Source organism: Neolewinella xylanilytica (genome assembly GCF_002934605.1).
Classification (GTDB): domain Bacteria; phylum Bacteroidota; class Bacteroidia; order Chitinophagales; family Saprospiraceae; genus Neolewinella; species Neolewinella xylanilytica.
Genome location: NZ_PTJC01000006.1, coordinates 587,310 through 613,012 on the forward strand (window position 1 = coordinate 587,310; position 25,703 = coordinate 613,012).

Genomic DNA, 25,703 nt, shown 5'->3' on the forward strand with positions numbered 1-25,703 from the left:
TAACGTATATTTACGTTAAATGGCTAGCTATGCAAAAACTTACCCGCGCCCAGGAAGACCTGATGCACCACGTCTGGGAGCTCGGCGAATGCACCGTCGGTGACCTCCGCCAACGTATTAAGGAGCAGACCGGCACCCTCCCTGCCCACAGTACCATTTCCACCCTCACGCTCGCGCTCGACGAACGGGGTTTTCTTTCCCACCGCGAATACAGCCGCACCTTCGTGTATACCCCCATCATCTCGCGGGAAGCCTACGGCCGCCAGCGCCTGAGCCGCCTGGTCAAGCGCTTCTTCGGCGGCTCCGGCTCGGCGGCGGTGAGCTACCTGGTCAAGGATGAGAACCTCAGCCTCGACGAGCTCAACGCGCTCGTGCGCCAACTGGAGGAAGAATGAACGACGTCATCCACTATCTCGGTGAAGCCACCCTGGTCTGGTCCGCTCTCCTCGTCTTCTACGCCCTGGCCTTTCGCCGGAGCGACGACTGGCGAGCCCGGCGCCGCTTCCTACTGCTGGCCTTTGCCCTGGGCTGGGGAATCCCCCTGCTGCCCTCGATTGGGTTGGGCGGAACCGTAGCGGTACCCCGCCTGCCCGCCGACCTACTCGGCTACGTGATACCGGCCGTGCAACCGGCTTCCGCGGCGGCTACGACCGACTCGACCGCCTATGCTGTCTGGGACCTTGCCCTGCTGGCCTGGTTGGTAGGGGTGGTCGTCGGATCAATCAGTGCCGCTTACCGGTTGGCCATTCACCTGCGCCCCGCCGCCAAAACATCCGAAACCTTCCGGGGATTCCGCGTGGTCCGCAGTTCGTTGGTTCGGTCGCCGTATGCGGCCTTCGGGCGGATTTACCTGCCCGAACGGCTCGCTCCCGACCTCGAACGGACGGCCCTGCTCCACGAAGCGGCCCACCTGCGCGCCGGCCACCCCTACGAGCGCTTGCTTCTGCAGCTGGCCACCATCGGGCTGTGGTTTCACCCGCTCGTTTGGCTTTACGCCCGCCTGCTCGGCGAAGTGCAGGAATACGAGGCCGACGCCGCCGTCACGCGGGACATCGACCCCAAAGTATACGGCCGGCAGCTGCTGCGGGCCACCCAGTCGCCGACCCTCGTGCCGGCGCTGTTTTCTTCACCCCTTAAAAAGCGAATTGCCATGTTAACTCAGCAAACCACCCCCCGCCGGTTCGGCCCTGCCCGTTGGACTGTATTCGTCGCAGTGCTAGGATTTCTCGTAGCGGCCTGTACCACCGAAAGTCTCGGTGAAGACGTTTTACCCACGGCCGAGGCCCGTGTGTTTACTATCCCGCAACTTCATCAGGAAGAGACCGCTCCTCGACCCCTTAACAAGGAATATCCTACCTTTTTGCATGGCTTTTACGGCCAGGTCCGGTATCCGGCAAGCGAGCGGAACATGGGCCGTGTCGGTACCATCGCCGCTGAGGTTCGGCTTTCCGCCGCCGGCGAAATCCTGGACGTAAAAACGGCGGTGGTCGGCGGACCCGAGTTAGCCGGTCCAGACAAAATTGTGGTAGTAGGCTATTCCGATAGATTAAATGACTCCGCCGTCGAACTTGTCACAACGCAAGCTTCCGAAGGCTTGGACGACGAGGTAGAGCGTGCCATCCGGTCCATCGGCAATTTTAAACCCGCGACCGAAAATGGCGTGCCCGTACCTGCGGTTTTGCAATTCGAAGTAAAATTCATGCTGGAGAACTAAGGTTTGCGCCGGCGCGCAGGAGGAAACCCAACCGGGCTTCGGCGGAAATTTCCGTCCATTAATCCTTCCCACCCCCTCGCCGGTTTACGCCACTACCAAGCATTAGTAAACCAACGACGCTATGAACCGCTTTTTTCCGAAACTTTTAGCTCTCTCCCTGCTGCTGTTGCTCGCGGCCGCCCCGCTCTCCGCCCAGGTCGAACGACCCACGCTGCGCGGCGCCGCCGAAGGGGACTCCCCGCAGAAGCACCTGCTCAAGACCATCTACGAGGAGGTCATTTATCCGCCCACGGCCCGCGAGTCCCGCCGCACCGGTCCCTACCTGCTGAAGATTTACGTCACCGAGGAGGGCTCCGACTGGAAGGCCGTGCCCCTGACGCCCCAGGTCCAGCTCAAAGATCCGCTAAATCTGACCGTCGTCACCCCCGACAACACCGGCGGTGCCCCCGTGGGCGGCCAGATGAAGGTAAACGGCGACCGGGCCTTACTCGAGGAGACCGAACGGATGGGCCGCTACCTCGTCAATATGGGCTTCGACAACGCCCCGGGCGTAACGTCGGATTCCCTGCACCTCGTCTTTTACTACCAGCTGGAGGAATAGGGTAGTCCAACCCTCCGGAAAGGATAACTGTTACCAGCCCGTTGCCCCGCAGCGGGCTATTTTTGTGTATCCCCGTCCAAAGTTACCGCCATGTCCCTCCTGCTGACCCTGCTTTTGTTCCTGTCTCCGCCCGTGCACGACTACCACGTGAGCAAAACGAACGTCCGCTACGTAGCCGATCGTAATCAGTTGCAGATCGAAATGCAGGTGTTCGTGGACGATATCGAAGAAGCCATGGAGGAGGCCGGCGCGCCCCGCCTCCGCATCGGCACGGCAAAGGAGCACGCCGAAGCCGAGCGGTACCTGACGGCTTACCTGGAGAAGCATTTCCGTATCGACTGGAACGGAGAAAAACTGCCGGTAGAGATGATCGGCTACGAGCTGGAGGACGACATGCACGGCCTGTGGATTTACCTGGCGGCCAATGAGGTGTCCGATCCGGACGGCATCACGGTCGAGAACAGCGTCCTGACCGAATACTACGCCGACCAAAAAAACATCGTCAAACTCTTTGACGGGGACCGCCGGGTGGCTACCATGCTGATGGATCGCAACAAGCCCTCCTCCGCCGAAACCTTCTGAGCCACCCCCTGCATGAATGAAATTCTACGACCCCACGCCGAGGACGCCTACGCCCACGAGCTTACCGCCCTGGAAGCGCAAGATTCGGGGGTACGGCCGGCCGGCTGGCGGCTGAGCCCGCGGGCGGTCGTCCGCTACCTTATGGGCGATACGCTGGACGATGGCACGGAAATTACGCCCAAGTACTTCGGTGACCGCCGCCTGATCGAGGTCGCCGTCGCCAGCCTGGTAACCGACCGCGCCCTGCTGCTGGTGGGCGTTCCCGGAACGGCCAAGACCTGGGTGAGCGAGCACCTGACCGCCGCCATCAGCGGAGATTCCAAGTTACTGGTGCAGGGGACGGCCGGCATGAGTGAGGACGCCCTGCGCTACGGCTGGAACTACGCCCGCTTGCTGGCCGAGGGGCCGAGTGAGGAGGCGCTGGTGCCAAGCCCGATCATGGTCGGTATGCGGGCAGGCAAACTGGTACGGATCGAAGAGCTCACCCGGGTGCCGAGCGATGTCCAGGATGCGTTGATCACGGTACTCTCCGAAAAGATCCTGCCCATTCCCGAGCTGGGTCGGGAAACCCAGGCCCGCCGGGGCTTCAACGTGGTCGCCACCGCCAACGATCGCGACCGGGGCGTGAACGAGCTCTCGAGCGCGTTGCGTCGCCGCTTTAACACCGTGGTAATGCCGCTGCCGGCTACGCTGGAGGAAGAAGTACGCATCGTCACCGACCGTAGCCGCGCCGCCGCCGAGCGCATGCAGCTTCCGCCCGTAAAAAAGGACGCGGTGGTCGAGATCACGCGCCTGGTCACTATCTTCCGGGAACTGCGCAACGGGCGCACCGAGGACGGCCGCACCCAGGTGAAGTCGCCCAGCTCGACCCTTTCCACCGCGGAAGCCATTTCCGTGGTCAACCAGAGCCGGGCCCTCAGCCACCATTTCGGTACCGGCGATATCGAAACCGAGCACCTGGCGGCCAGTCTTTCCGGTGCCGTGGTAAAGGATCCGGAGCGGGACGGCGCGGTGTGGCGGGAGTACGTGGACGTGGTGGTGCGGAATCGGAAAGGATGGGAGGAGTTGTTTGAATCGCTGCGGGTTTAGACGCTCGCTGGTAGGGGCTCCCTGCGGTCGCGGGTTAAGATGAACGAATCGTTCCCGATGAGGTTACGTACTTTTGCAACCCCAAAAATTAAACGCTTCGTTGCAGGCTGGTAGGATGGGGTGGTCCTTCCTACCGGCGAGCGAGGCGAGTCTCTACCGGCCGAAGGCCATTCACTGGTCGAAGGTCCTCTAATAAGGGCGACAGCCCGTATAATATGCGAGTAACTGAGCATTTTAAACAGGCCGACGGCCAGACCCTCATTAGCTTTGAAGTCTTACCTCCCCTCAAGGGTGGGAGCATGCAGGCGATCTTCGATACGCTGGATCCGCTGATGGAATTCAAACCTCCGTTTATCGACGTGACCTACCACCGGGAAGAATACGTGTACAAGAAACGGGCCAGCGGGTATTACGAGAAAACGGCCATCCGGAAGCGGCCCGGCACCGTGGGTATCTGTGCGGCGATCATGCACCGCTATGGCGTCGATGCGGTCCCCCACCTGCTGTGCGGCGGCTTTACCAAGCAGGATACCGAAAACGCCCTGATCGACCTCGCTTTCCTGGATGTACAGAATGTACTGGCCCTGCGTGGCGACGCCCGGAAATTCGAAGGACGGTTCATTCCCGAGGAAGACGGCCACAATTACGCCTGTGAACTCGTCGGGCAAATTGTCGATATGAACGACGGGAAATACCTCGACGACCTGATTAAGGGGGAACACGCCAGTAAGACGGACTTCTGTATCGGGGTGGCCGGCTACCCCGAAAAGCATTTCGAGGCCGCCAACCTGGAGCACGACCTACGGTACGTCAAGCAGAAAGTGGAAGCCGGGGCCGACTACATCGTGACCCAAATGTTCTTCGATAACCAGAAGTACTTCGATTACGTCGACGCCTGCCGCAAGGTCGGCATCAACGTCCCCATCGTGCCGGGATTGAAACCACTGACGAAGCTCTATCAGCTGAATTCCATCCCCCGCCTGTTCCACATCGACCTGCCCGATGACCTCGTTCGGGAAATCTCCCAGGCTAAAAGCAGCGACGCCCGTACCCAGGTCGGGATCGAATGGTGCGCCGCACAGAGCAAGGAACTGAAGGAGCGGGATGTCCCTTGCTTGCACTACTACACCATGGGCGATAGCTCTACCATTCAGTCGATTGCGGAGCAGGTGGCATAAGGAAGGACCTTTTCTCCGCCGATAAGCTCCCGTTTCGCGAGGGTGTCTGCCCTGATATCCCGACACCTTTGGGGGGGTGGCCTCAGGACGATGCATCCTGCACGGCACAAAAAAGGACTTCCCCGATCCGGGAAAGTCCTTTGTAGCGCGAGGGTGACTCCCCCGATAGTTATCGGGGCCGACCTCAGGATTATAAATCCTGCGCTCTATATTCCCGATAGCTATCGAAAAGCTACAGTGCCTAGAAACTTCACCGCAGGTCCCCTTGCCCCCCGCTTCGTAAAAGCAGTTGCAGAAATTAAGTGCCATCTCAATTATAGCAAACGCGACCAACAGTTCAAACGCCTGATCAATGTTCCGCGTAGCGGGCTATAAGCTTTTCCCGCATCTCGAAGTAGGTTACCAAGTTCTGGATGTACACTTTGCTTTTCATACGCTTAATGTGACGTTCCACCCGGAGTGCCTGTAGACGTGTCGTGCAGACCATGCTCGACACAAGCATCCAGGGCTGTCCTTTCGCTGTAAAGGGGGTGGACTTATCCACGGAATTATGCTGTTGTAGACGCTCTTTGGGGGCTAGCGCTGTACTTCCAATGTAACAGCGATGGATGCGTTCGCTATACAAAATGTAAACGTAAAACAACTACAAGGGAAATTTGGAAACGAGGGTAGTTCCGAAAACGGAGTCGAGCTGACCTCAATATAATGTATCCAGTAGGATCAATAAAAAGGACTTCCCCGATCTGGGAAAGTCCTTTGTAGCGCGAGGGTGACTCCCCCGATAGTTATCAGGGCCGACTTCAGGATTATGCATCCTGCGTCACATAAAAAAAGGACTTCCCCGATCTGGGAAAGTCCTTTGTAGCGCGAGGGTGACTCCCCCGATAGTTATCGGGGCCGACCTCAGAATTATGCATCCTGCGTTACATAAAAAAAGGACTTCCCCGATCTGGGAAAGTCCTTTGTAGCGCGAGGGTGACTCCCCCGATAGTTATCGGGGCCGACCTCAGAATTATGCATCCTGCGTTACATAAAAAAAGGACTTCCCCGATCTGGGAAAGTCCTTTGTAGCGCGAGGGTGACTCCCCCGATAGTTATCGGGGCCGACCTCAGAATTATGCATCCTGCGTTACATAAAAAAAGGACTTCCCCGATCTGGGAAAGTCCTTTGTAGCGCGAGGGTGACTCCCCCGATAGTTATCGGGGCCGACTTCAGGATTATGCATCCTGCGTCACATAAAAAAAGGACTTCCCCGATCTGGGAAAGTCCTTCGTAGCGCGAGGGTGACTCCCCCGATAGTTATCGGGGCCGACTTCAGGATTATGCATCCTGCGTCACATAAAAAAAGGACTTCCCCGATCTGGGAAAGTCCTTCGTAGCGCGAGGGTGACTCGAACACCCGACCTCAGGATTATGAATCCTGCGCTCTAACCGGCTGAGCTACCGCGCCATTATACGTCACCGCAGGGCCCTCGACCCCAGGCTTCGTGTAAGCGGGTGCAAATATACAAGAAGTCCCATACCAACGCAAGTCGAAGACCTCCTTTTAATTCGTGTTTTCGGACGGCCGGCTGAAAAGGGTGTACTCGTGCCCGAATGGAGCAGGGGAAACGACTTCCAGCAAGCTTAATTTGGCCTTAACCTGCGCTTCAAGGTCGCCGGGTACTTTGCGGCCCATGAAGCCAGTAGTCTGTTTTCTCGCCGTGTTGATCGCGCTCGGTTTGAATCTGTCCTTTACCAAACAGCGGGCGGTGCTCGGAGAACCGGGAGCAGCCTACGCGGTCTTCGTCACCCGGACCGACAACCTGGTTGCGGTTTCGGAAGCCGTTCGCAATGGGGGCGCCGGAGCGCAGGAACTGCAACGTGCCGTAGCGGATGCGCGCCTGGCCTACAAGCGAACGGCCTGGTTGATCGACTACTACTATCCGAGTTTCGCGACCAAACACTTCAATGGGGCCCCCTTGCTGAAGGCGGAGAAATACGGTACCCATTCCACGATCGAACCGCCGCGGGGACTGCAAGTGCTCGATGAAATGGTGTACACGGATCCCCTCGATAAGGAACAAATCGCCATACTGGCGAAAGACGTACAAACCCACGCCCGCCAGCTGGCCGGGGAAGTGGCCGGTCGACCCTATGCCCTGGAGGAAGTACTGGAGGCCATGCGGATGGAAGTGATCCGCATTCCGACGCTTTATCTCACCGGCTTCGATACGCCGGGCTCGCTGATGGGGATTCCGGAAGCAAAGGCAGCCCTCGAAGCCATGGCAACCATTCTACGGGAGCAATCCGTACTCGCGGATTTTCCCGCCTTTTCCGGCCTGCTCAATACCTTCGACGGGGCGGCCTTACACCTCTCCCGGGTTGCGCATTTTGATGATTTCGACCGATTAGCTTTCCAGCGGGACTATCTGAACGGCCTATACCGGGAGCTGGGAGAGCTTCAGCGGGAAGCGGGGCTACCGGCCGCCGTTCGATTTCCGACCGGACGGAATCCGAATGGCTTATCGCTCTTCGCCGATGAATTTCTAGATCCCTACGCCTACACGGAACTTCGGGCGGAGGAAGACGGACCGAAATTACGCGCCCTCGGAGAACGGCTTTTTTACGACCCCGCGCTCAGTGAAACGGGTACCCTGAGTTGCGCCAGCTGTCACCGGCCGGAGCGGGCATTCACCGACGGAAGCCTGGGGATCACCGATCGGAACGCACCCACTTTGATCAATGCGGTCTATGCGGATCGGTATTTTTACGATCTCCGTGCCTTCTCCCTGGAGCAGCAGGCCGAGCACGTGATTTACGACCACGGGGAATTCGACACGGATTACCCTCGCCTCATCCGGCGATTGAGCGAAAGTCCTACGTATAGCGCTGCTTTCGAAGAAGCGTTCGGCCGCCGGGCCACCATTAACGAGGCCACGTTTCGCGCCGCTCTGGCTAGCTACGTGCTGTCCCTCCGCTCCTTCAATAGCCCGTTCGACCGGTATGCACGGGGAGAAACCGACGTACTCGATTCGCTGGCGCGCCGGGGGTACAACCTGTTCATGGGCAAGGCGGGCTGCGGCACCTGTCATTTCGCGCCCACCTTTTCGGGTTTGGTACCTCCCTTATATATGGATAACGAAAGTGAGATACTCGGGGTACTGGCTAAGCCCCACGACTGGACCAAAACGCTGGATGCCGACCGCGGACGAGCCGCAGGGGGGCTGGAATACGAAAACGTATGGATCTACGAGCGGTCCTTTAAAACACCTACCGTGCGCAACGCCGCGCTAACGGCTCCCTACTTTCATAACGGGGCGTATAGCAGTTTGGAAGCGGTCGTGAATTTTTACGATCTCGGTGGGGGAGCGGGTATCGGCCTGGAAGTCGCTAATCAAACCCTCCCCGCCGATCGTTTGCAACTGACCCCGCACGAAAAAGCCGCCTTGATCGCGTTCATGGAATCGCTCACCGATCCGATCCCCGCCCTTTCGGAGCTAACCACACGTTAAGCAGGATGTGTCATTGTGAAGATATTGTGAATTAAATGCACTTAACAGTGCTTTAATTTCCAGGACACACCCCATAGAGACCTTTGGAACAGACCTAAAAATTCCAGTCTCTATGCCTAACACATCTACCCTTTGTTTAATCATGCTCTTCCTGCTGGGTGCGTTGCCGCTCACGGCCCAGTTCCAAACTACTTCGGTGCGCATCGCCAGTAGTAGCGACGATGCCGAGGAAGCGGGGGCGGACGCTTCCAATCCCGGCGCCATCGATCTGACGAGTTCCGACGTGGAGCTCGTCCGGGATGGCAACAATCAATTCATCGGGCTTCGCTTCCCCGCGCTCGAAGTTCCGGCCGATGCCTTCATCACGAACGCTTACATCCAATTTACCGTCGACGAGACGGACAACCTGGGCGGCTCCGTGCTGATCATGGTGGAGGATACGGACGACGCCGCGACCTTCGACGAGACCAGTGGCGGCATCTCCGGTCGCCCCGTAGTAGCCGATACCATTACCTGGAGCGACATTCCGGAATGGACGAGCGCCGGCGATGCCGGTGAAGACCAACGCACACCCAACCTTGCCGACCTTGTCCAGGCCGTGATCAGCCGTGACGGCTGGGCGAGCGGTAACGCCGTATCCTTTATCCTGACCGGAACGGGCGAACGCACCGCGGAATCCTACGACGGAACCCCCTCCGAAGCCCCCATGCTGGTCGTCGAGTACGTCAAGGCCATGACCGCCACCTTCTCCCTGACCGCCAGCGAGGACGACGTAGAGAGCGACCTGAGCAATGGTAGCCTGTACACCAACAGTTCCGATCTGGAACTGACCACGGATGGCGAAACACCCCAGGTGGTCAGTCTGCGGTTCCCCGAGGTATCCCTTCCCGCCAACTCGACCATCGGTAGCGCCTACGTTCAATTCACGGTAGACGAAGTGACCACCGGCGGCGACGTGGACGTCATGATCCTCTTCGAGGAATCGGGCGATCCCGATCCGATCGGGGGAAGTTATTTGCCCACCGATCGAGATTTTGCCCTGGAAGTATTCTGGAACGACATTCCCGACTGGACTACCGAAGATGCTGCCGGACCGGAGCAGCGGACCCCCGACCTCTCCGGATCGCTGCAGCAGCTCATCAACCGGGAGGATTGGCGCAATGGTAATGCCGTGGTGATCGGTATGGTCGACCCCATAGCCCTCAACGTTCCGGGCTACTCCGGGAACACCGGGAAGCGCACCGCTCAGAGCTACGACAAGAGCCCCGAAGCCAGTGCCCAATTGGTGGTCACCTACTTCCCTCCGCTGGAATACCTGAACGGTTCCTTTCCCGTAGCCCGTGCATCTTCCTGGAAGTACCTTGACAGTGGAATCTCGCTGGACGAAGCGGACTGGACCGGACTAGACTACGACGATGCAAACTGGGCCTACGGCGATGCCCCGCTGGGCTACGGCGACGGCCGGGCATCGACCGTAATCGACTACGGCAACGACACCCTTAACCGGCACGTGACAACCTACTTCCGCCACCTCTTCGAAGTGGAGGACGCCAGCCAGTACGACAGCCTGCTATTCGACGTGCTGCGCGACGACGGCGTGATCGTGTACGTCAACGGGGAGGAGGCCTTCCGGCAAAATATGCGGGTGGGCCCCGTCACGTTCGACGACTACGCCCAAAACAACGTAGCCGGGCCGGCAGAAACCGCCTACTACCGGTCCAAAACCGGTAACCTCCTACGCGACGGACTGAACGTCATCGCGGTCGAACTCCACCAATCGGATCCGACCAGCGACGACGTCGCCTTCGATATGGAGGTGTCCTTCACGCTGCCCCCGCTGGAACCGGCGACCTACCCGCTCGCGAAGGGATCGGCCTGGCACTTCCTCGATACCGGCCGCTCCCTGGACAGCGTTGCCTGGCAGGATACGACCTACGCCCGCTTCGACGATGCCTGGGAATGGGGCTACGGTCCGCTCGGCTACGGCGACGACGCCACCACCGAGATCAAGTACGGTCCCGACCCCGACGATAAATACGTCACCAGCTACTTCCGCCGGGAGATCGACATCGATCCGGCCGAGCTACCCGATAGCATACAGCTGGGGCTGCGGCGGGACGACGGCGCCATCGTCTACCTCAACGGTGAGGAAATCCTTCGCTCGAATATGCCCGCCGGCGACACCGTCGATTACCGCACCTTCGCCAGCGAAATAATCGGGGGGACGCTCGAAGCGGCTTACGTGACCACAACCCTCCTGCCTTCCCGCTTCCGCGACGGCGTCAATACGCTCGCGGTCGAAATCCACCAGGTTTCTCCCACGAGCTCGGATCTGGTATTCGACCTGTACCTGGACGCCGCGCCCGTGGTGAACCCGCCGGCACTCGGCTGTACGGAAGGGGCGGACCACATCGCCTGTTTCACCTCGATCGCGCCAACCGCCCAGACCACGAAGCTGATCATCCCCGATACCAGTCATCGCTTCCAGCTCATCCACAAGCAGGGAACGGCCTACACCATCGGCGGTGGCACCGTACCGGGCAACCACGACTTTACCGCTTACGTACCCACCGACGGAAGTAGCGAGCGGGGCCACCTGAGTATCAACCACGAGAACACCCCGGGCGGAGTATCGATGGTGGATCTGCACTACGACTCCCTCTCCCGGCTTTGGCAGATCGACAACTCCCAGGCCGTCGATTTCTACAACGAAAATCTGGTGACTACGACGCGCAACTGTTCCGGCGGCATCACGCCGTGGGGTACCGTCATTACGGCCGAAGAAACCGGCAACAGCGGCGATGCGAACAACGACGGCTACACCGACGTGGGCTGGCTGGTCGAAATCGATCCCGTCACCGCCCGTGTCCTAAGCTACGGAGAAGGTGGAGACCCCAAAATCGTAACCTCCACCGAAGGAAAGCAAGAGAAACTGTGGGCCGTAGGCAACATCAGTCACGAGAACGCCCTGGTGCTCGACGACGAAGTGACGCTCTTTACCGGGGAAGACGGTGGCTCCAGCGCCCTGTTTAAATTCGTGGCCGATAACCCCCGCGACCTTTCTAGCGGTACGCTATACACCCTGGTACTGGACGATCCGGTGGTGGAGTACGAGCCCACCGGCACCACCGGAAGCTGGGTCGTGGTACCCAACACCACTAAGGAGGACCGCAACAATACCCGTTCGCTCGCCATCGCGCTCAACGCTACCAACTTCAACGGCATCGAAGACGTAGAGGTCAACCCGCTCACCGGTCAGATCTACTTCGCGGCCAAGGGAGCCAGCCGGACCTACCGCTTTACCGACGGCGCGGATGGCGTCACCGAATTCGAAACCTTCGTGGGGGGTATGAGCTACGTACTGAATACCGCGGACGGCGTCTTCGTCGAGCCCTGGGGCGGCGGTAACGACAACCTGACCTTCGACGACCGCGGCAACCTCTGGGTACTGCAGGACGGTGGCAATAACTACATCTGGATGGTGCGCCCCGACCACACCCAGGAGGCTCCGAAGGTGGAACTCTTCGCCAGCGTGCCCATCGGATCGGAGCCGACCGGCCTGACGTTCAGCCCCGATTATCGCTTCGGTTTCTTCAGCGTACAACATCCGAGTGGAGCCAACCAGCCACAGGAGGATGCTACCGGAGACGAAGTAGTGTTTGACGCTTCGGCGTCGGTAGTGATCGCCAGAAGCGGCGAGCTCGGTGCTCAGCCCCCCGTCGTTGCCTTCGTATCCGACGTACAGCGGGTAGCGGTAGGAGAGACCGTGCACTTCACCGACGTGAGTGCCAACGGCGTTACCGAACGGCAATGGGTGTTCGACGGTGGCGTTCCCGCCATTTCTTCCGATTCGATGGTGACGGTCCGGTATAACGGACTCGGACTGTACCAGGTACGCCTGGCGGTGGCCAACGGACAGGGCGGAGATACCATCACCCGGGTCGATTACATCGAGGTCGTTCAATCGACCAGCGTAACCGATTTGGCCAAAACGACCGGTCTTTCCGTATTCCCGAACCCCACTACGGGTAAGCTCTCGATCCGGATGGACGAAACCGCCAACCTGGACCTGACCTTCGAACTGTTCGACCTGACCGGAAGGCGGATCACCGAACTCGACCGGGTCAAGGGAATGCCCGGAACGCATACGTGGACCTACGAAGTTTCCCCCTTCGGTAGTCTTAACCAGACCGTGGTCCTCAAGATTACGGCCGGTGACCAAGTCACCCACCGCATGATTCACTTCAGCCGGTAATCGTTCTCCTTTTTTTCGTCGCGCCCGAGTGCAACCGGTTCCACCGGTGCACTTGGGCACTTTACTTTCATCATGCCCCTGCTCCTCATCGTCATCCTTAGTCTCATTTCACCCGCGCTCGGCGCCCAATACGCCAACGCTGACCTTCCGGTGTACGAACGCGTGGATTTAGCCAATACCGCCCGCCCCACCGCGTACCAACTCAATCTGCGGGATCAGCAGCTTTTCCGTTTGCCGGAAGGGACGCGGTACCTGGCACGGCTGACCTACCTCAGCCTGATGCGGAACGAGCTCGAGCGCTGGGACGACCAACTCACCGCGCTACACCGGCTCGAAGTGCTCAACTTGCAGGAAAACCACCTTCGGGAGTTGCCGCCGGCCATCGGCGATCTACGGCACATCCGGCGATTGGTGCTCACCCACAATCAATTGAAAACCCTGCCGCCGGAGGTCGGCCGGCTCCGGAAACTCACTTACCTTCACGCTGACCTGAACGAGCTCGATCGACTGCCCGCCAGCCTTTCGGAATGCCGCCGGCTTCAACTACTGGATCTGCACGGGAATCAGCTCAGCGAAGTGCCCCGCTCTTTGGATCGGATGAAGCACCTTGCCCAACTGAATCTTGGGTACAATCAATTACGGGAGGCCGACATTGCCTGGGCGAAGTTGCCCTCCCTGGTCGAGCTGAACCTGGAAGCCAACCGGCTGCGGCGGCTGCCCGCTTCCCTCGGTACACTGCCGAAGCTGACCTCCTTGATACTCACCGGTAACGAACTGACCCAACTACCCGCAAGCATCAGTCAACTGGGCCAACTCAAACTGCTCGTCCTTTCCGATAATCTTTTGGAGCGGTTGCCCTACGATCTGTCGGGGTTAAAGGAATTGCGCACCCTCATCCTTACGGATAACCCGCTGGCCGCGGGCGAACTCGACCGGATCCGAAACGCACTGCCGAATTGTAAGGTGTACTACTAGTCTGACCGGCGGACCGAACCCCCAACCACCCCACGGCGATCAAGGGGTATACCGAATCGCCATGCCCTACCGTCTTCTTTCCGCCATCATTTTCCTACTGCCTCTTTCCGGCCCGTACGCCCAGTCGGATTCCATCCCGACCCTCGATCCGCGCCTCACCGATTACGACTACGCTTACCCGACCGAAACCTACGCCTTCACCAGCCAGCAGCAAGAGCTGGAGATGGTCTACATGGACCAACTCCCCACCGGTGAAGCCAACGGCCGCACCATCGTGCTCCTCCATGGCAAGAACTTCAACGGCGCCTACTGGGGCGAGACCATGACCTTCCTGCTGGAGCAGGGCTACCGTGTCATCGTGCCCGACCAGATCGGCTTCGGGAAGTCGACCAAGCCGGAATATTACCAGTACACCTTCCAGCAACTCGCCGATAACACCAGGGCGCTGCTCGATACGCTCGGCGTGGATTCTACCGTGGTGTTGGGCCATTCCATGGGCGGTATGCTGGCTACCCGCTTTGCCCTGATGTACCCCGGTGCAGTTACGGAGTTGATCCTGGTCAATCCCATCGGTCTGGAGGATTGGAAGCTGAAAGTTCCGTACCAGACCATCGACCAGTGGTACGAGAGCGAGCTGGAAAAAGACTACGAATCCATCAAGGAATACATGCGGCAGAGCTACTACGCCGGTAACTGGGAGCCCCGCTACGAGCCCTGGGCGAAATTACTGGCCGGCTGGACCAAGCACCCGGAGTACCCCCGAATTGCGTGGAACTCGGCGCTCACCTACGATATGATCTTCACCCAACCGGTGGTGTACGAATTCGGTGAACTCACCGTACCGACCACCCTCATCATCGGGACCCGTGACCGCACCGCCCTGGGCAAGCCCCTGGTGAGCGAGGAAGTGCGGGAAACGATGGGGCGGTACGACGACCTCGGCCACACCATCAGCGAGCAGATTCCCGATTCCGAACTGATCGAGCTGGACGGCATCGGCCACCTTCCCCACATCGAGGCCTTCGGTTTATTCGACAAGGCCCTGCGGCAAGCCCTGCAGGACTAAACCGGCATCAGGAAAATCCGCTGGATATTACTCACCGAGTCGGCGAATTCCGGCAGGTCCTTGATCCGGTTCCATTCGGGGTGGCTGCCGAATTTGCTCCAGTTGGCGTCGCGCTCTTTCATGTCGTCGAACTGGAGGAGGTACACCAGGGCGGGGCGGTAGGGGCCGGCGATCATGTCGCCGTAGAACACGGCATCCAGGTCGGTTTCCTTGAAGATCTGGACTTCCGACTCGTTGAACATCCGAATTTTGCGGCGGGTAGCATCCTCGGAATAGCCTTCGTAGATGCGCAGTTCGAAGAGCCCGGCCTGGGGGTCCGCCGGAACGCTTTGGGGCATGCCATCGAAAGCGTTCATCAGCCAGGAGGAAAAGCGGGTATACAGGGGGCGGTCGGCACCTACGGCGTCATACTCCGTCGCCTCCGATTGGAAAACCGCGTCATCGTCGAGGGTCTGGCTGGCCAGGTAGGCGGAGGCGTTCCGGTAGGCGATCATGACGTGGAGCTTCACCGGATTGCTGTTGCCGTATTCGTTGAAAACGGCAAACTGGGTGGCTCCGTTCCGTCGAAGGGCGGCTTGCAGGGTGTTCTGGAGGTAGTCCAGCAGCATTCCCTGGTTGCCGCCCCAGGCCATTTCGTAGACCCGCCATTCGATCAGCTCTTTCTCGGTGGTTTGGTTGGGCGAATGGGTGGCACCTAACTGGCTTCCGGCGACGGCTATGGCACCTGCGGCCCCCGCCCGGAAAAACTTTCTGCGTTGCATAATTCGATCTTTCGGGAAAGATAGAACTTCTCGCCGGCTAGGGCACTCTGTATGTACGATACCGTAACCAGCACCCAAGAACCTATGCAACACCCCGATTGGTCTAAAAACGCCGTTCTCTACCAAATCAACACCCGCCAATTTACACCGGAAGGCACCTTTGCCGCGGCGGCGGAGGAGTTGCCCCGGTTAAAGGAACTAGGCGTAGACATTCTCTGGCTTATGCCCATTCACCCCATCGGGGAAAAGAACCGGAAGGGGGAACTGGGTAGCCCGTACTCGATCAAGGATTATTACGGCGTCAATCCGGAGTTCGGAACGATCGATGACCTGAAGACCTTCGTCCGTCGGGCCCACGACCAGGGCATGTACGTGATCCTCGACTGGGTCGCCAATCACACTGCCTGGGACAACGTACTGGTAGAAGAACACGCCGATTGGTACGCCCGCGACTATAAGGGGGACTTCCGGCCTACACCTTGGTGGGACTGGTCCGACATCATCGATCTCAACTACAGGGAGGAAGGCACGCGCAACTACATGCTCGAAGTAATGGAGTGGTGGGTGCGCGAATGCGACATCGATGGCTACCGCTGCGACGTGGCCGGCTACGTACCGACGGTGTTCTGGGAGGCCGTACGCGAACGACTCGACGCGATCAAACCCGTCTTCATGCTCGCCGAGTGGGAAGCGCGGGACCTGCACAACGCGGCCTTTGACGCCACCTACGCCTGGAGCTGGCACGAAACCCTGCACCGGATCGCCCACGGCAAGGATGGGGTGGGAGCGTTGTTCGTCTTCTATTCCTGGAACGAACGCGCCTGGCCGGCGGACGCCATGCGCCTCACCTTCACCGACAACCACGACAAAAACGCCTGGGAAGGTACCATGTACGAGATGCTCGGCGATGCCCTCGAGGCATCCATCGCGCTTTCCTTCATCGGTGAGGGCATCCCCCTGATCCACAACGGACAGGAAGCCGGCCTCGATAAGCGACTGGCTTTCTTCCGCCGGGACCCCATCGAGTGGAAGGAACATCCTTTCGCCGGGCTCTTCCGCAAGCTCATCAAGCTGCGGAAGGCGCACACGGCCCTCGCCAATGCACCGTACGGCGCGACGATGATCCGGGTGCCGAATAATTATGAATCGGAGGTCCTCAGCTTCGTCCGCCAGGATGACGCAAGCAAGATCTTCGCCATCTTCAATTTTTGCGCCGAGACGCGGGTGCTACGCTTTTCGGAACGGCTATATCCCGGTAAATACGCCGACGGCCTGACCGGCAACGAACAGGAGATTTCGGAAGGGGAGGAAGTTAGTCTGCAGCCTTGGGAATGGAGGGTGTTTGTTGGCCGGTAGATTAGTGGTCGGACGACTAGTCGTCCGACCACTAATCTACCGGCGACCATCCCAGATTTAACCCGGAGTTAACATATGAGGCGTATAGGGCTCGGTCCATACGTCACCCGACCCGGCAGATTGATGGGGTCAGGTGAATACCGGGTCAAAACCTTCCAGATTGGGGGGGGGGAGCCCGAATTGCCGCCGATCGACGCGCCTCCCTACAGAAAACGTAAACGACCCTCCCCCTGTCCGGGGTCGGGCCGTTTACGTTTCTCTCGGCGGGGAACACCCGTGAGCTTTTCCTGTCTCGGTAGGGGATTAGCCCAGGTCATCCAGGGTTTTCACGTCCTCATCGTCCAATTCGATAGCTGCCGCCTGGGTGTTTTCCTTGAGGTGGCTGACGGAGCTCGTGCCGGGGATGGGTAGGATATTGTCGCTGTGGGCGAGCAACCAGGCGATAGCGATCTGGTAGACGCTGCTGTCGTACTTTTTGGCGATCCGCTGCAGGTCTTTGTTTTCCAGCGCACCGGCGTCGAGGGGGTACCAGGGGATAAAGCCGATGCCATTCTCGCGGGTCCACTTCACTTCGTCTTCCCACTGGCGGTCGGTGAGGCTGTATTTATTCTGCACGCTGACTACCTCGAAATGCTCCTGGGCCTGCTTGATCTGGTCGACGTTCACTTCCGATAATCCCAGGTGGCGGATGTATCCCTGTTGCTGCAGTTCGGCCAGTTTGCCCAAAAATTCATCGGCGGGGACCTTTTCGTCGAAGCGGTGGAGCTGGTACAGATCAATCCGTTCCAGTTTGAGGCGCTTCAGGCTTCCCTTCAGGGCTTCTTCCAGGTGCTCGGGGCGTCCGTTCACGGGCCATTCGTTCGGGCCGGTGCGCTCCAGTCCGCCCTTCGTAGCGACTAAAAGGCCGTCGGGGTAGGGGTGCAGGGCTTTGGCGATCAGTTCTTCCGATACGTTCGGGCCGTAGCTGTCGGCGGTGTCGATAAAATTGATGCCCAGGTCCTGGGTGGCTTTCAATACCCGGATCGCTTCGTCTTTATCTTTGGGTGGCCCCCAGATGCCGTCTCCGGTGATGCGCATGGCGCCGTAGCCGAGGCGGTGGATGGTGAGGTCGTTACCGAGTGTGTAGGTGCCGGATTGCTCCGCGATGTTGTTCGTCTTCGTGTTCATAGGTGGATCTTTTGTAATACACACATAAGGCGTTAAATCCTGGCCGTTGTTCACCAAGTATGCAGACGATTATAACCGACACCCGGATCGACGCTGAAATCCTCGCCCAAACCGAAGCCCGGGGAACCGATAAAACCGTATGCCCGTCGGAAGTAGCCCGTGGCCTATGCCCGGACGACTGGCGGCCGCTCATGGAGCGGGTACGTGACCGAGCCCGTGCGCTGGCCGCGAAGGGACGCATTGACATTTGCCAGTCGGGAACGCCCGTCGATCCGGACAAGGACTGGACAGGGCCGGTGCGGCTACGCTTTCGGAAGGATTAGCTCTCTTCGGAGTGCAAGCTGGACAAGAATGCGACCAGGTCCCGGATCTCCCGGCGATTCAGTCGCTCTTCCATCGAGGGCATGCTTGAAGGTACCGTTTCTTCTTCGGCGATATCACTTCGTTGAATAGTCTGGATATCCTCTTTACCGATCTTCAGGGTGATCTCCTCCGGGGTGCGCCGCATGACGGTTCCCGCCGTGACGGTGCCGTCGTTCAGGGTAACCAGGATCGTTTCGTAACCGGGGGCCAGGCGGGCGCTGGGCCGGATCAGGGCTTCCAACAATTGGCGTTGGGATAGTTGGTCGGCGATGCCCTCCAGTCCGGGACCTACGTTGCCACCGTATTCGAAGATGGCGTGGCAGCGCACGCACTGGGCGGATTCGTTGCGGTAGAAGAGGTTCCTTCCCCGTTCGGCATTTCCGCCCTCGAGGGCGAAGGCATAGAGGCCGAGGTCACCGTCTACGGTGCCGGCGTAATCGGTCAGGATGGCGTTAAGCTGGGGGTTGCCGTGCTGTTCGACGGCTTCGGCCAGGTCGAGTTTCACCTCCGTGGGGATGTTATCGGCCTCGAGGCGGTCGAGCAGGTCGGCGAACAACGCGTCGACGGATTCTCCCTTGATCTGAGACAGTCCAAGCAGGGCAGCTTGCTGCTCCACTACCGTACCGCGCTGCAGTACTTTATCGTAAAGCAGCACCGACCGGTCTTCGGAAATCCCCGAACTGGGTAGAATTTCCAGTGCCCGTGCCCGTACGTTTCCGTCGCGGTCGGCGAGAGCCGTTTCCAGGTTCCGGTCCAGGTCGGGCGCACCGAGTTGGTGGAGGGCGTTGAGGGCTTCGGTGCGGACCAGCGTAGACCGATCGGTCGCGAGGAGCTGGGTCAGCTGGGGGATCGTCGCTTCCAGGTTCAGTTTGCCGGCGGCTTCAATGGCGGCCAGGCGTACGGCTTCGTCGCCCCGCGTCATCAGTCCCGCGATGCGGGGCGCCAGTGCTGCGGCGGCTACCGTCGAATCCTGCTCGAACTCGCCCCGGTAGCGGCCATCTACCCGGTCGAATACGCTGGGATGTGCCCAAACGGCCAGCGCGGAGATGGCCTCGGCCCGCAACTCGGCGGGGGCGTTGCCGCGGTTGGCGTAGGCCACTAGCCGCTCCACACTCTCTTGTCCGCCGACGCGTACGTTGGCGTTAATGGCGCGCCGTAGCAGCGGCTCGGAAGTGAAGCGCGGGTCATCCAGGGTGGCCGCCAGGGCAGGCAGGGCATCGGGAATGGAAAGATCGTCGTTGATGCCCCGGGCGGCTTCGGCTACGATGTATTCCTCCTCGTCATCCAGGAACCGGGCGATCTCGGGCGATTCCATCCGGCGCAGGGCCACTACCGCGGCGGTGCGCAGGGCACGGGAAGGACTGTCTTGGAGCGCTACGAGCGGTTCCGTCTGGCCGATCCGACCGAGGGCGATCATGCCGGCCATGCGGAGATAGACGTCTTCGTCGTCGTTCCGCTCGATCATGTCCAGGATGGGCTGTACCGCGTCTTTGTTCTCGGTGCGTCCGAGTGCCTCGGTGGCCATGAAAACTACGCGCGGCTCTTCCCGCTCCAACAGGTCGATGAGCTCGGTACCGGCGCCTTCGAAGCGAACATCGCCGATCATTTTGGCGGCCTGGGCTACGATTTCGGGATCATTGTCGACCAGGAAGGAAGCGAGTTCGTCGGCATATCCCGGTTCGGCGCGGGCCATCTGGGCCATACCCCATAATCCGTGAATGCGGGCAAACTGATCCGGGTCCTTGCGGGCGGTGTTTAGCAGGGTCAGGTAGCCGTCGTTGCCCCGCTTGACGAGTTCGAATTGGGCGTTTTTCCGAACCCGCTGATCCTGGTGGGCCAGCAATACGGCCAGGGTATCGAGGCCCAGTTCGGATAGCTGCAGGTTGAGCAGCCGTTTTACTTCCTGGCGAATCGGGGTGTCGGCTCCTCCCGGCACGTCCAGTTTCCAGATGCGACCCTCCTGTTTGGGGTTCCACCCGTTGATCCAGTCGGCCACGTAAAGGGCGCCGTCGGCTCCAAAGTCTATGCCGGTGGGGAGCAGGCCCGAAACGACTTCCCGGGTAGATCCTAGTTTAAAACCGGCTCCTTCCGGCTCTAGGGTGAAGGCGTGGACGGGCGAATTGGCGGGGTTGCCTCGAAACTCGGCGACGAAAAAGTGGCGATAATACTCCGGCCCCAGGGCCGTGCCGGGGTTGTAAACAAAGCCGGTAGGACCGTTCACGTAATTCTGGATGGGCGGCAGGAAATAGGCGGCCTGTCCCTCCCAGCGAGGTTCGTACATCCGCTCTTCCATCCACACCTTGTAGTCGTTATTGTCCGGATCGGTATACTTCCCAAACTGCCAGTTTATACGCCACCCGGAGTCCGATCCGTCGATGAGGTAAACCAGGCGCTCGCTTTCCCCGCTGTGGTCCCCGTCGTTGTCTTCGGAGATGAGGTTGCCCAGATCGTCGAAGACGAATTCGTGGGTGTTGCGAAGGCCGTGGGCGAATACCTCGAAATTGGTGCCGTCCGGGTCGCACCGGACAATGGTGCCCTCGTTGGGGTACTTATGCTCCTGGCCGTCTTTGTCGATCACGTTCATGCCTACGTCTCCGCCACCCCACCAGATGCGTCCCTGTGGCCCGACGGTGACGCCCGACATACCGTGGCCACCGAAGCCGATGTGGACGATCCAGCCGTGGCTTAGCGATTCTTTCTCGTCGGCGATCCCGTCCGCGTCGGTGTCGCTGGTTTTCCAAAGGTCGGGGCCGACCGAAATGTATACCTGGCCATCCGCGTATTCTACGCCGTTGGTCACGTCCGTAACCTCTTCGTTGAAGTCTTCGATGTAGAGCTTGGCGTGGTCGGCCACCCCGTTGCCACTGCGGTCCTCGACGAACCACACCTCGTCTTTCTCTACGGTCAGGTCCCGCCAGTCGCGTACGCCGTCCTCGTTGAGATCCTTGAGGTGTCGTTCGGACTGATCACTGCCCTGCTCGAAGGTCTTGCGGAGAAAATCACGACGGTCCTCTACCGACTCGAAGGAAATGGAAGCCGTCATCCAGTCGCGGTGACCGCGGATATCAAATTCGGAACTGATCGGTCGGTTGGCGCTAGTGTAAAAAACCCGACCGTCGGGAGCTACGCTGATGGCCACCGGGTCTGCAATGAGGCTATCGCTGGCCCAGAGGCTGAGCTCCAGGTCATCGGAAACCTCGACGTTGGTTTCCGCCCGGATCTTGCCGGCCAGTTCCCTGGCGGCCACGGGTTCCAGGTCAATGTCTCGGTCGGGGTAGATCGGGCCGGTGACTTCCGGCTGCTCGGCACAGTAGGCCAGGGTCAACAGGACGAGAAGGAGGGGGATAAAGCGTTGCATGATCGATGATTGAAGGCGGCTAAATATACATTGCCCATCCTTCACCGGTGTGCATTGCACCCGCGCCCGGCGCGAAAACCTGCTTATTCTTTTTTGCCTTTTCCGTCGCGCTCCAACAACGCCTGAGTGGCCTTTATGTGTCCCCCGCTGCTACCCTCCGGATCTTGGTGGCGATTCTCCCGGGCCGGTTGCGCCTGCTCGTCGGCTGGCTTCTCCCGCTCCACGGCTGCTGCTGCGAAGGTGCTACCGGCTTCATTGCTGTCTTCCTATGCGTTGTCATGCGGCTTGTGCCGGAGCACTCGCTTCACCGGCGTCGGGCGAAAGAAATGCTTATCCCACGATCGATCCCCGACTTGCATAGGCGTTGTCCGCCCCTTCTTTTGCCTCCAGCCGCGCATCGACGTAGCGGGTCAACAGGTAGGAACCGATGAGGCTGACGGCGACTCCTTCCATCAGGATAAACACGCCGGAAGTGAGGGGCGTAAGCGCATTACCAATCGGAGTTGCCGCCTGTAGCTCGGCCATGAGGCCGGAATCGGCGGAGAGGAACAGGACGGTGAAGATCGTAAACAGCACGGTGCCTACCGCACCGATGTAGAGCCCCTGGGCCACGCCACTGACGTAATTCTGGTGGGTGTCGGGTTGCTTAAGCCGCAACTGCTTGATACCGTAATACAGTACGGTCACGTGCAGCAAACCATTGACTACTCGCAACTCGTAGTTCCCCGCGAGACCGAGCAAATAGCTGAGCAGAAAGATGGCTACCAAGCCGCCGAAAAAATAAAGACCAAAACGGAGAGCGATTGTTTTCATTGTTCTATGTTTAAACATAGTTCCCAACCACAATTCCGTCTTTTAGTTCAGGGCCGATTATAATTTGGGCGAATACGGGTTGCGCGTTTACTCCTTCTTCGCCTCCTCCGTAGCGTCTAACAAGTCTTGGGTAGCCTTCTTCAATTCCTCCACGGTGCCTTCCGGGTCTTCGGCATCCGCTTCCTCGTTCTTTTTCCGGCCCCGGCGGGTCTTCTTTTTCTCCGTTTGCTCGTCGGCCGACTTCTCCCTCGCTACCGCCTCGGCTTCGGCGGCATCTTCGGCGCTGCTCTCGGCGGCGGGCTCGGCGGGGAAGGGCTCCTTACTGAATACCAGGCCTTTGGTTCCGAGATCGGTATAGATGGTGTCGCCCGCCAGGAATTTGCCGGAGATGAGGTCCTTCGACAGCTCGTCGGCCAAGTCTGCCTGGAGCACCCGTTTCATCGGGCGGGCGCCGTATTGCGGATCGTAGCCCCGCTTGGCCAGCCAGCCGAGGGCGCGGTCGCTGATCTTGATGATCATGCCCTGGCGAGCCAGCATTTTCTCGGTCCGGTGCAGCAGCAGCCGGGCGATGTGCTTGATCTCGTCGCGGGAAAGCGGCGTGAACATGATGCGCTCGTCGATGCGGTTCAGGAACTCCGGTCGCAGGTTTTCCTGGAGGGTTTCGAAGACTTCCTCCTTCGTGGTTTGGATGATGTCCTCGCGGTGGCGGTCATCCATATTCGCCAGGTCCTCGAAGTTTTCGAGGATGGTATCCGACCCCATATTGGAGGTCATGATGATGATGGTATTCTTGAAGTTGGCCACCCGCCCGCGGTTGTCCGTAAGGCGGCCGTCATCGAGCACCTGCAGCAGGATGTTGAAGGTGTCCGGGTGGGCCTTTTCGATCTCGTCGAGGAGGACGATGGAGTAGGGGCGCTGGCGCACGGCTTCGGTGAGCTGTCCCCCCTCGTCGTAACCAACGTAGCCGGGAGGCGCTCCGACCAGTCTACTGACGGAGTGGCGCTCCTGGTACTCACTCATGTCGATGCGGGTGATGGCGCGCTCGTCGTTGAAGAGCACCTCGGCCAGGGCCTTAGCCAGTTCCGTTTTACCTACGCCGGTGGGCCCCAGGAAGATGAAGCTGCCGATGGGGCGGTTCTCGTCCTGTAGTCCGGCCCGGCTCCTGCGCACGGCGTCCGAAACGGCGTGCACGGCCTCCTCCTGACCGATCAGGCGCTTGTGCAGCTCCTCCTCCAACTGGAGCAGTTTTTCCCGCTCGCTCTGGAGCATGCGCTGAACGGGGATGCCGGTCCAGCGGGCCACCACCTCGGCAATATCGTTGGCGGTGACCTCCTCGTTGGTGAAGCGGTTCTCATCGGGCAGATTTTCGAGTTCCTTATCGGCCGCGGCGAGCTGTCGTTTAAGGTCCTGCAGCTGACCGTACCGAATCTTGGCCACCGTTTCGAAGTCGCTGTTGCGCTCGGCCCGTTCGGCTTCGTGCTCCAGTTCCTCGATGGTTTTCTTGATGTTCTGGCTGGCGTCGACGAGTTCCTTTTCGTTGCGCCAGCGGGCGCGCAGGCTGTCGCGCTTCTCGCGGGCGTTGGCGATCTGCTCCTCGATGATGTTCAACTTTGGCGCGCTGCCTTCTCGTTTGATGGCTTCCCGCTCGATCTCGAGCTGGCGCACGCGGCGTTCCCATTCGTCGATCTCTTCGGGTACGCTGTCCAGTTCCAGGCGGAGGCGGGCGGCACTCTCGTCGATCAGGTCGATGGCCTTGTCGGGGAGGAAGCGGTCGCTGATGTAGCGGTTGCTCAGCTCGGCGGCGGCCACCAGGGCCTCGTCGAGGATCTCGATCTTGTGGTACACCTCGTAGCGCTCCTGGAGCCCCCGCAGAATGGAGATGGTGTCTTCCACGCTGGGCTCTTCGATGCGGACGGTCTGGAAGCGGCGCACCAGGGCCTTATCCTTCTCGAAGTACTTCTGGTATTCGTCTAGGGTGGTGGCACCGATGGTCCGCAGGTCGCCGCGGGCCAGGGCGGGCTTCAGGATGTTAGCGGCGTCCATGGCGCCGTTGCCGCCTCCGGCACCGATGAGGGTGTGGATCTCGTCCACGAAAAGGATGTAGCGGCCGTTGCTGCTCGTCACTTCCTTGATGACCCCCTTGAGCCGCTCCTCGAAGTCTCCCTTGTATTTGGCCCCGGCGAGCATGCCGGCGATGTCGAGTACGAAGATCTTTTTTTCCCGCAGGCTCTCCGGCACGTCGCCTTTGACGATCCGCCAGGCGATGCCTTCGACGATAGCGGTTTTGCCCACGCCCGACTCACCGATCAGCAGGGGGTTGTTCTTCTTGCGCCGGCTGAGGATCTGCAGCAGGCGGCGAATCTCCTCGTCGCGGCCCACGATCGGGTCCAGCTTGCCGTTTTCCGCCCGCTCGTTGAGGTTGACGGTGAATTTTTCCAGCAGGTTATAGGTGTCGTCGCTGGACGGGTCGCTCACCGTTTTGCCCTTTCGCAGTTCCTGGATGGCCGTACGGATGCCCTCGTTGCTGGCGCCGAGGTCCTTCAGGATGCGCGCGCCCTTGTCGCTGGCCCCCTGGATGATGCCGAGCAGCATCAGCTCGATGCTGATGTACTGATCGCCGAAGTCGGTAAGCATTTTCTTGGCCCGGCTGAGTGCCCGGTTGGCATCGCCGGTGAGGTACTGTTTGGTCTGCCCCTTGACGCGGGGATAGTCCTGTAGCACCTGCTTCAGTTCCCGCCGGACTTCCGGTAGGCCGACGCCGACTTTCTTAAAGATGAAATCGGCCACGCTTTCGTCTACCGTAATGATGCCCGCCAGCAGGTGGGGGGTATCTACCTGTTGCTGGTCCATTTCCTTGGCGATCTTCTGGGCCTGGATGATGGCTTCCTGTGCTTTGGTAGTAAAGTTCTCGTAGGTCATATCCCTATTCT

Annotated in this window: 18 protein-coding genes and 1 tRNA gene; 12 read left to right on the top strand and 7 right to left on the bottom strand. The window is 59.7% G+C overall.

Going from position 1 to position 25,703, the window contains the following annotated elements:
• The first annotated feature begins 29 nt into the window (after positions 1-29).
• From CLV84_RS11645 to metF, 6 genes are all read left to right on the top strand, one after another.
• On the top strand, positions 30-395 hold the full coding sequence (locus CLV84_RS11645) for a BlaI/MecI/CopY family transcriptional regulator (RefSeq protein ID WP_104419966.1): 366 nt from the start codon (positions 30-32) through the stop codon (positions 393-395).
• Entirely contained in the window at positions 392-1,714 is a 1,323-nt protein-coding gene (locus tag CLV84_RS11650) for a M56 family metallopeptidase (RefSeq protein ID WP_104419967.1), read from the top strand. Before CLV84_RS11645 ends, CLV84_RS11650 begins: the two co-directional genes overlap by 4 nt.
• Positions 1,715-1,835: 121 nt before the next feature.
• Positions 1,836-2,315, top strand: coding sequence for a hypothetical protein (locus CLV84_RS11655; RefSeq protein ID WP_104419968.1), 480 nt, complete (start codon positions 1,836-1,838; stop codon positions 2,313-2,315).
• Between the two features lie 90 nt (positions 2,316-2,405).
• A complete protein-coding gene (locus CLV84_RS11660) occupies positions 2,406-2,897 on the top strand; it encodes a DUF6702 family protein (protein ID WP_104419969.1) in 492 nt (163 codons plus the stop codon).
• A gap of 12 nt (positions 2,898-2,909) precedes the next feature.
• Positions 2,910-3,986, top strand: coding sequence for an ATP-binding protein (locus tag CLV84_RS11665; protein ID WP_104419970.1), 1,077 nt, complete (start codon positions 2,910-2,912; stop codon positions 3,984-3,986).
• Positions 3,987-4,201: 215 nt separating this feature from the next.
• Positions 4,202-5,164 (top strand): methylenetetrahydrofolate reductase [NAD(P)H], encoded by a 963-nt coding sequence (gene metF / locus CLV84_RS11670; protein ID WP_104419971.1) that lies wholly within the window; start codon positions 4,202-4,204, stop codon positions 5,162-5,164.
• A 349-nt stretch (positions 5,165-5,513) separates the two neighbouring features.
• Here metF and CLV84_RS22325 read toward each other — a convergent pair whose 3' ends face one another.
• Positions 5,514-5,807 (bottom strand): GIY-YIG nuclease family protein, encoded by a 294-nt coding sequence (locus tag CLV84_RS22325; protein ID WP_104419972.1) that lies wholly within the window; start codon positions 5,805-5,807, stop codon positions 5,514-5,516.
• 734 nt (positions 5,808-6,541) lie between these two features.
• Positions 6,542-6,615, bottom strand: a tRNA-Met gene (locus CLV84_RS11680).
• Positions 6,616-6,841: 226 nt separating this feature from the next.
• Between CLV84_RS11680 and CLV84_RS11685 the strand changes: the two genes are divergently transcribed.
• The 4 genes from CLV84_RS11685 to CLV84_RS11700 all read left to right on the top strand — a co-directional run bounded on the left by CLV84_RS11685 (position 6,842) and on the right by CLV84_RS11700 (position 14,955).
• Positions 6,842-8,659: a cytochrome-c peroxidase gene (locus CLV84_RS11685; RefSeq protein ID WP_104419973.1), complete on the top strand. Its 1,818-nt coding sequence runs from the start codon at positions 6,842-6,844 to the stop codon at positions 8,657-8,659.
• 112 nt (positions 8,660-8,771) lie between these two features.
• Positions 8,772-12,914, top strand: coding sequence for an alkaline phosphatase PhoX (locus tag CLV84_RS11690; protein ID WP_104419974.1), 4,143 nt, complete (start codon positions 8,772-8,774; stop codon positions 12,912-12,914).
• Positions 12,915-12,986: 72 nt separating this feature from the next.
• Positions 12,987-13,889 (top strand): leucine-rich repeat domain-containing protein, encoded by a 903-nt coding sequence (locus CLV84_RS11695; RefSeq protein ID WP_104419975.1) that lies wholly within the window; start codon positions 12,987-12,989, stop codon positions 13,887-13,889.
• 61 nt (positions 13,890-13,950) lie between these two features.
• The gene (locus CLV84_RS11700; protein ID WP_104419976.1) at positions 13,951-14,955 is read left to right on the top strand and encodes an alpha/beta fold hydrolase; all 1,005 of its coding nucleotides are present in this window, start codon (positions 13,951-13,953) and stop codon (positions 14,953-14,955) included.
• Here CLV84_RS11700 and CLV84_RS11705 read toward each other — a convergent pair.
• On the bottom strand, positions 14,952-15,716 hold the full coding sequence (locus CLV84_RS11705) for an NIPSNAP family protein (RefSeq protein ID WP_104419977.1): 765 nt from the start codon (positions 15,714-15,716) through the stop codon (positions 14,952-14,954). The two genes, CLV84_RS11700 and CLV84_RS11705, sit on opposite strands and share 4 nt — an antisense overlap.
• Before the next feature lie 84 nt (positions 15,717-15,800).
• On the opposite strand from CLV84_RS11705, the gene CLV84_RS11710 reads away from it, so the two are divergent.
• Positions 15,801-17,072, top strand: a complete 1,272-nt coding sequence (locus tag CLV84_RS11710) for an alpha-amylase family glycosyl hydrolase (protein ID WP_211295249.1) — start codon at positions 15,801-15,803, stop codon at positions 17,070-17,072.
• A 303-nt stretch (positions 17,073-17,375) separates the two neighbouring features.
• On the opposite strand, the gene CLV84_RS11715 is transcribed toward CLV84_RS11710, so the two are convergent.
• Positions 17,376-18,239, bottom strand: coding sequence for an aldo/keto reductase (locus tag CLV84_RS11715; RefSeq protein WP_104419979.1), 864 nt, complete (start codon positions 18,237-18,239; stop codon positions 17,376-17,378).
• A gap of 59 nt (positions 18,240-18,298) precedes the next feature.
• On the opposite strand from CLV84_RS11715, the gene CLV84_RS11720 reads away from it, so the two are divergent.
• Positions 18,299-18,562, top strand: a complete 264-nt coding sequence (locus CLV84_RS11720) for a DUF3253 domain-containing protein (RefSeq protein WP_104419980.1) — start codon at positions 18,299-18,301, stop codon at positions 18,560-18,562.
• Here CLV84_RS11720 and CLV84_RS11725 read toward each other — a convergent pair.
• The 3 genes from CLV84_RS11725 to CLV84_RS11735 all read right to left on the bottom strand — a co-directional run bounded on the left by CLV84_RS11725 (position 18,559) and on the right by CLV84_RS11735 (position 25,692).
• Complete coding sequence (locus CLV84_RS11725; RefSeq protein ID WP_104419981.1) at positions 18,559-21,960, bottom strand: HEAT repeat domain-containing protein; 3,402 nt, start codon at positions 21,958-21,960, stop codon at positions 18,559-18,561. The genes CLV84_RS11720 and CLV84_RS11725 overlap by 4 nt on opposite strands.
• A 330-nt stretch (positions 21,961-22,290) precedes the next feature.
• Positions 22,291-22,773 carry a DUF4199 domain-containing protein gene (locus CLV84_RS11730; protein ID WP_104419982.1) on the bottom strand — a complete coding sequence of 161 codons (483 nt, stop codon included), beginning with the start codon at positions 22,771-22,773 and terminating at the stop codon, positions 22,291-22,293.
• A gap of 87 nt (positions 22,774-22,860) precedes the next feature.
• The gene (locus tag CLV84_RS11735) at positions 22,861-25,692 is read right to left on the bottom strand and encodes an ATP-dependent Clp protease ATP-binding subunit (protein ID WP_104419983.1); all 2,832 of its coding nucleotides are present in this window, start codon (positions 25,690-25,692) and stop codon (positions 22,861-22,863) included.
• Positions 25,693-25,703 lie beyond the last annotated feature (11 nt).

Coding starts and splice junctions, on each gene's coding strand:
- CLV84_RS11645 (WP_104419966.1), top strand. CDS start 30: ATGCAAAAACTTACCCGCGCCCAGGAAGACCTGATGCACCACGTCTGG.
- CLV84_RS11650 (WP_104419967.1), top strand. CDS start 392: ATGAACGACGTCATCCACTATCTCGGTGAAGCCACCCTGGTCTGGTCC.
- CLV84_RS11655 (WP_104419968.1), top strand. CDS start 1,836: ATGAACCGCTTTTTTCCGAAACTTTTAGCTCTCTCCCTGCTGCTGTTG.
- CLV84_RS11660 (WP_104419969.1), top strand. CDS start 2,406: ATGTCCCTCCTGCTGACCCTGCTTTTGTTCCTGTCTCCGCCCGTGCAC.
- CLV84_RS11665 (WP_104419970.1), top strand. CDS start 2,910: ATGAATGAAATTCTACGACCCCACGCCGAGGACGCCTACGCCCACGAG.
- metF (WP_104419971.1), top strand. CDS start 4,202: ATGCGAGTAACTGAGCATTTTAAACAGGCCGACGGCCAGACCCTCATT.
- CLV84_RS11685 (WP_104419973.1), top strand. CDS start 6,842: ATGAAGCCAGTAGTCTGTTTTCTCGCCGTGTTGATCGCGCTCGGTTTG.
- CLV84_RS11690 (WP_104419974.1), top strand. CDS start 8,772: ATGCCTAACACATCTACCCTTTGTTTAATCATGCTCTTCCTGCTGGGT.
- CLV84_RS11695 (WP_104419975.1), top strand. CDS start 12,987: ATGCCCCTGCTCCTCATCGTCATCCTTAGTCTCATTTCACCCGCGCTC.
- CLV84_RS11700 (WP_104419976.1), top strand. CDS start 13,951: ATGCCCTACCGTCTTCTTTCCGCCATCATTTTCCTACTGCCTCTTTCC.
- CLV84_RS11705 (WP_104419977.1), bottom strand. CDS start 15,716: ATGCAACGCAGAAAGTTTTTCCGGGCGGGGGCCGCAGGTGCCATAGCC.
- CLV84_RS11710 (WP_211295249.1), top strand. CDS start 15,801: ATGCAACACCCCGATTGGTCTAAAAACGCCGTTCTCTACCAAATCAAC.
- CLV84_RS11715 (WP_104419979.1), bottom strand. CDS start 18,239: ATGAACACGAAGACGAACAACATCGCGGAGCAATCCGGCACCTACACA.
- CLV84_RS11720 (WP_104419980.1), top strand. CDS start 18,299: ATGCAGACGATTATAACCGACACCCGGATCGACGCTGAAATCCTCGCC.
- CLV84_RS11725 (WP_104419981.1), bottom strand. CDS start 21,960: ATGCAACGCTTTATCCCCCTCCTTCTCGTCCTGTTGACCCTGGCCTAC.
- CLV84_RS11730 (WP_104419982.1), bottom strand. CDS start 22,773: ATGAAAACAATCGCTCTCCGTTTTGGTCTTTATTTTTTCGGCGGCTTG.
- CLV84_RS11735 (WP_104419983.1), bottom strand. CDS start 25,692: ATGACCTACGAGAACTTTACTACCAAAGCACAGGAAGCCATCATCCAG.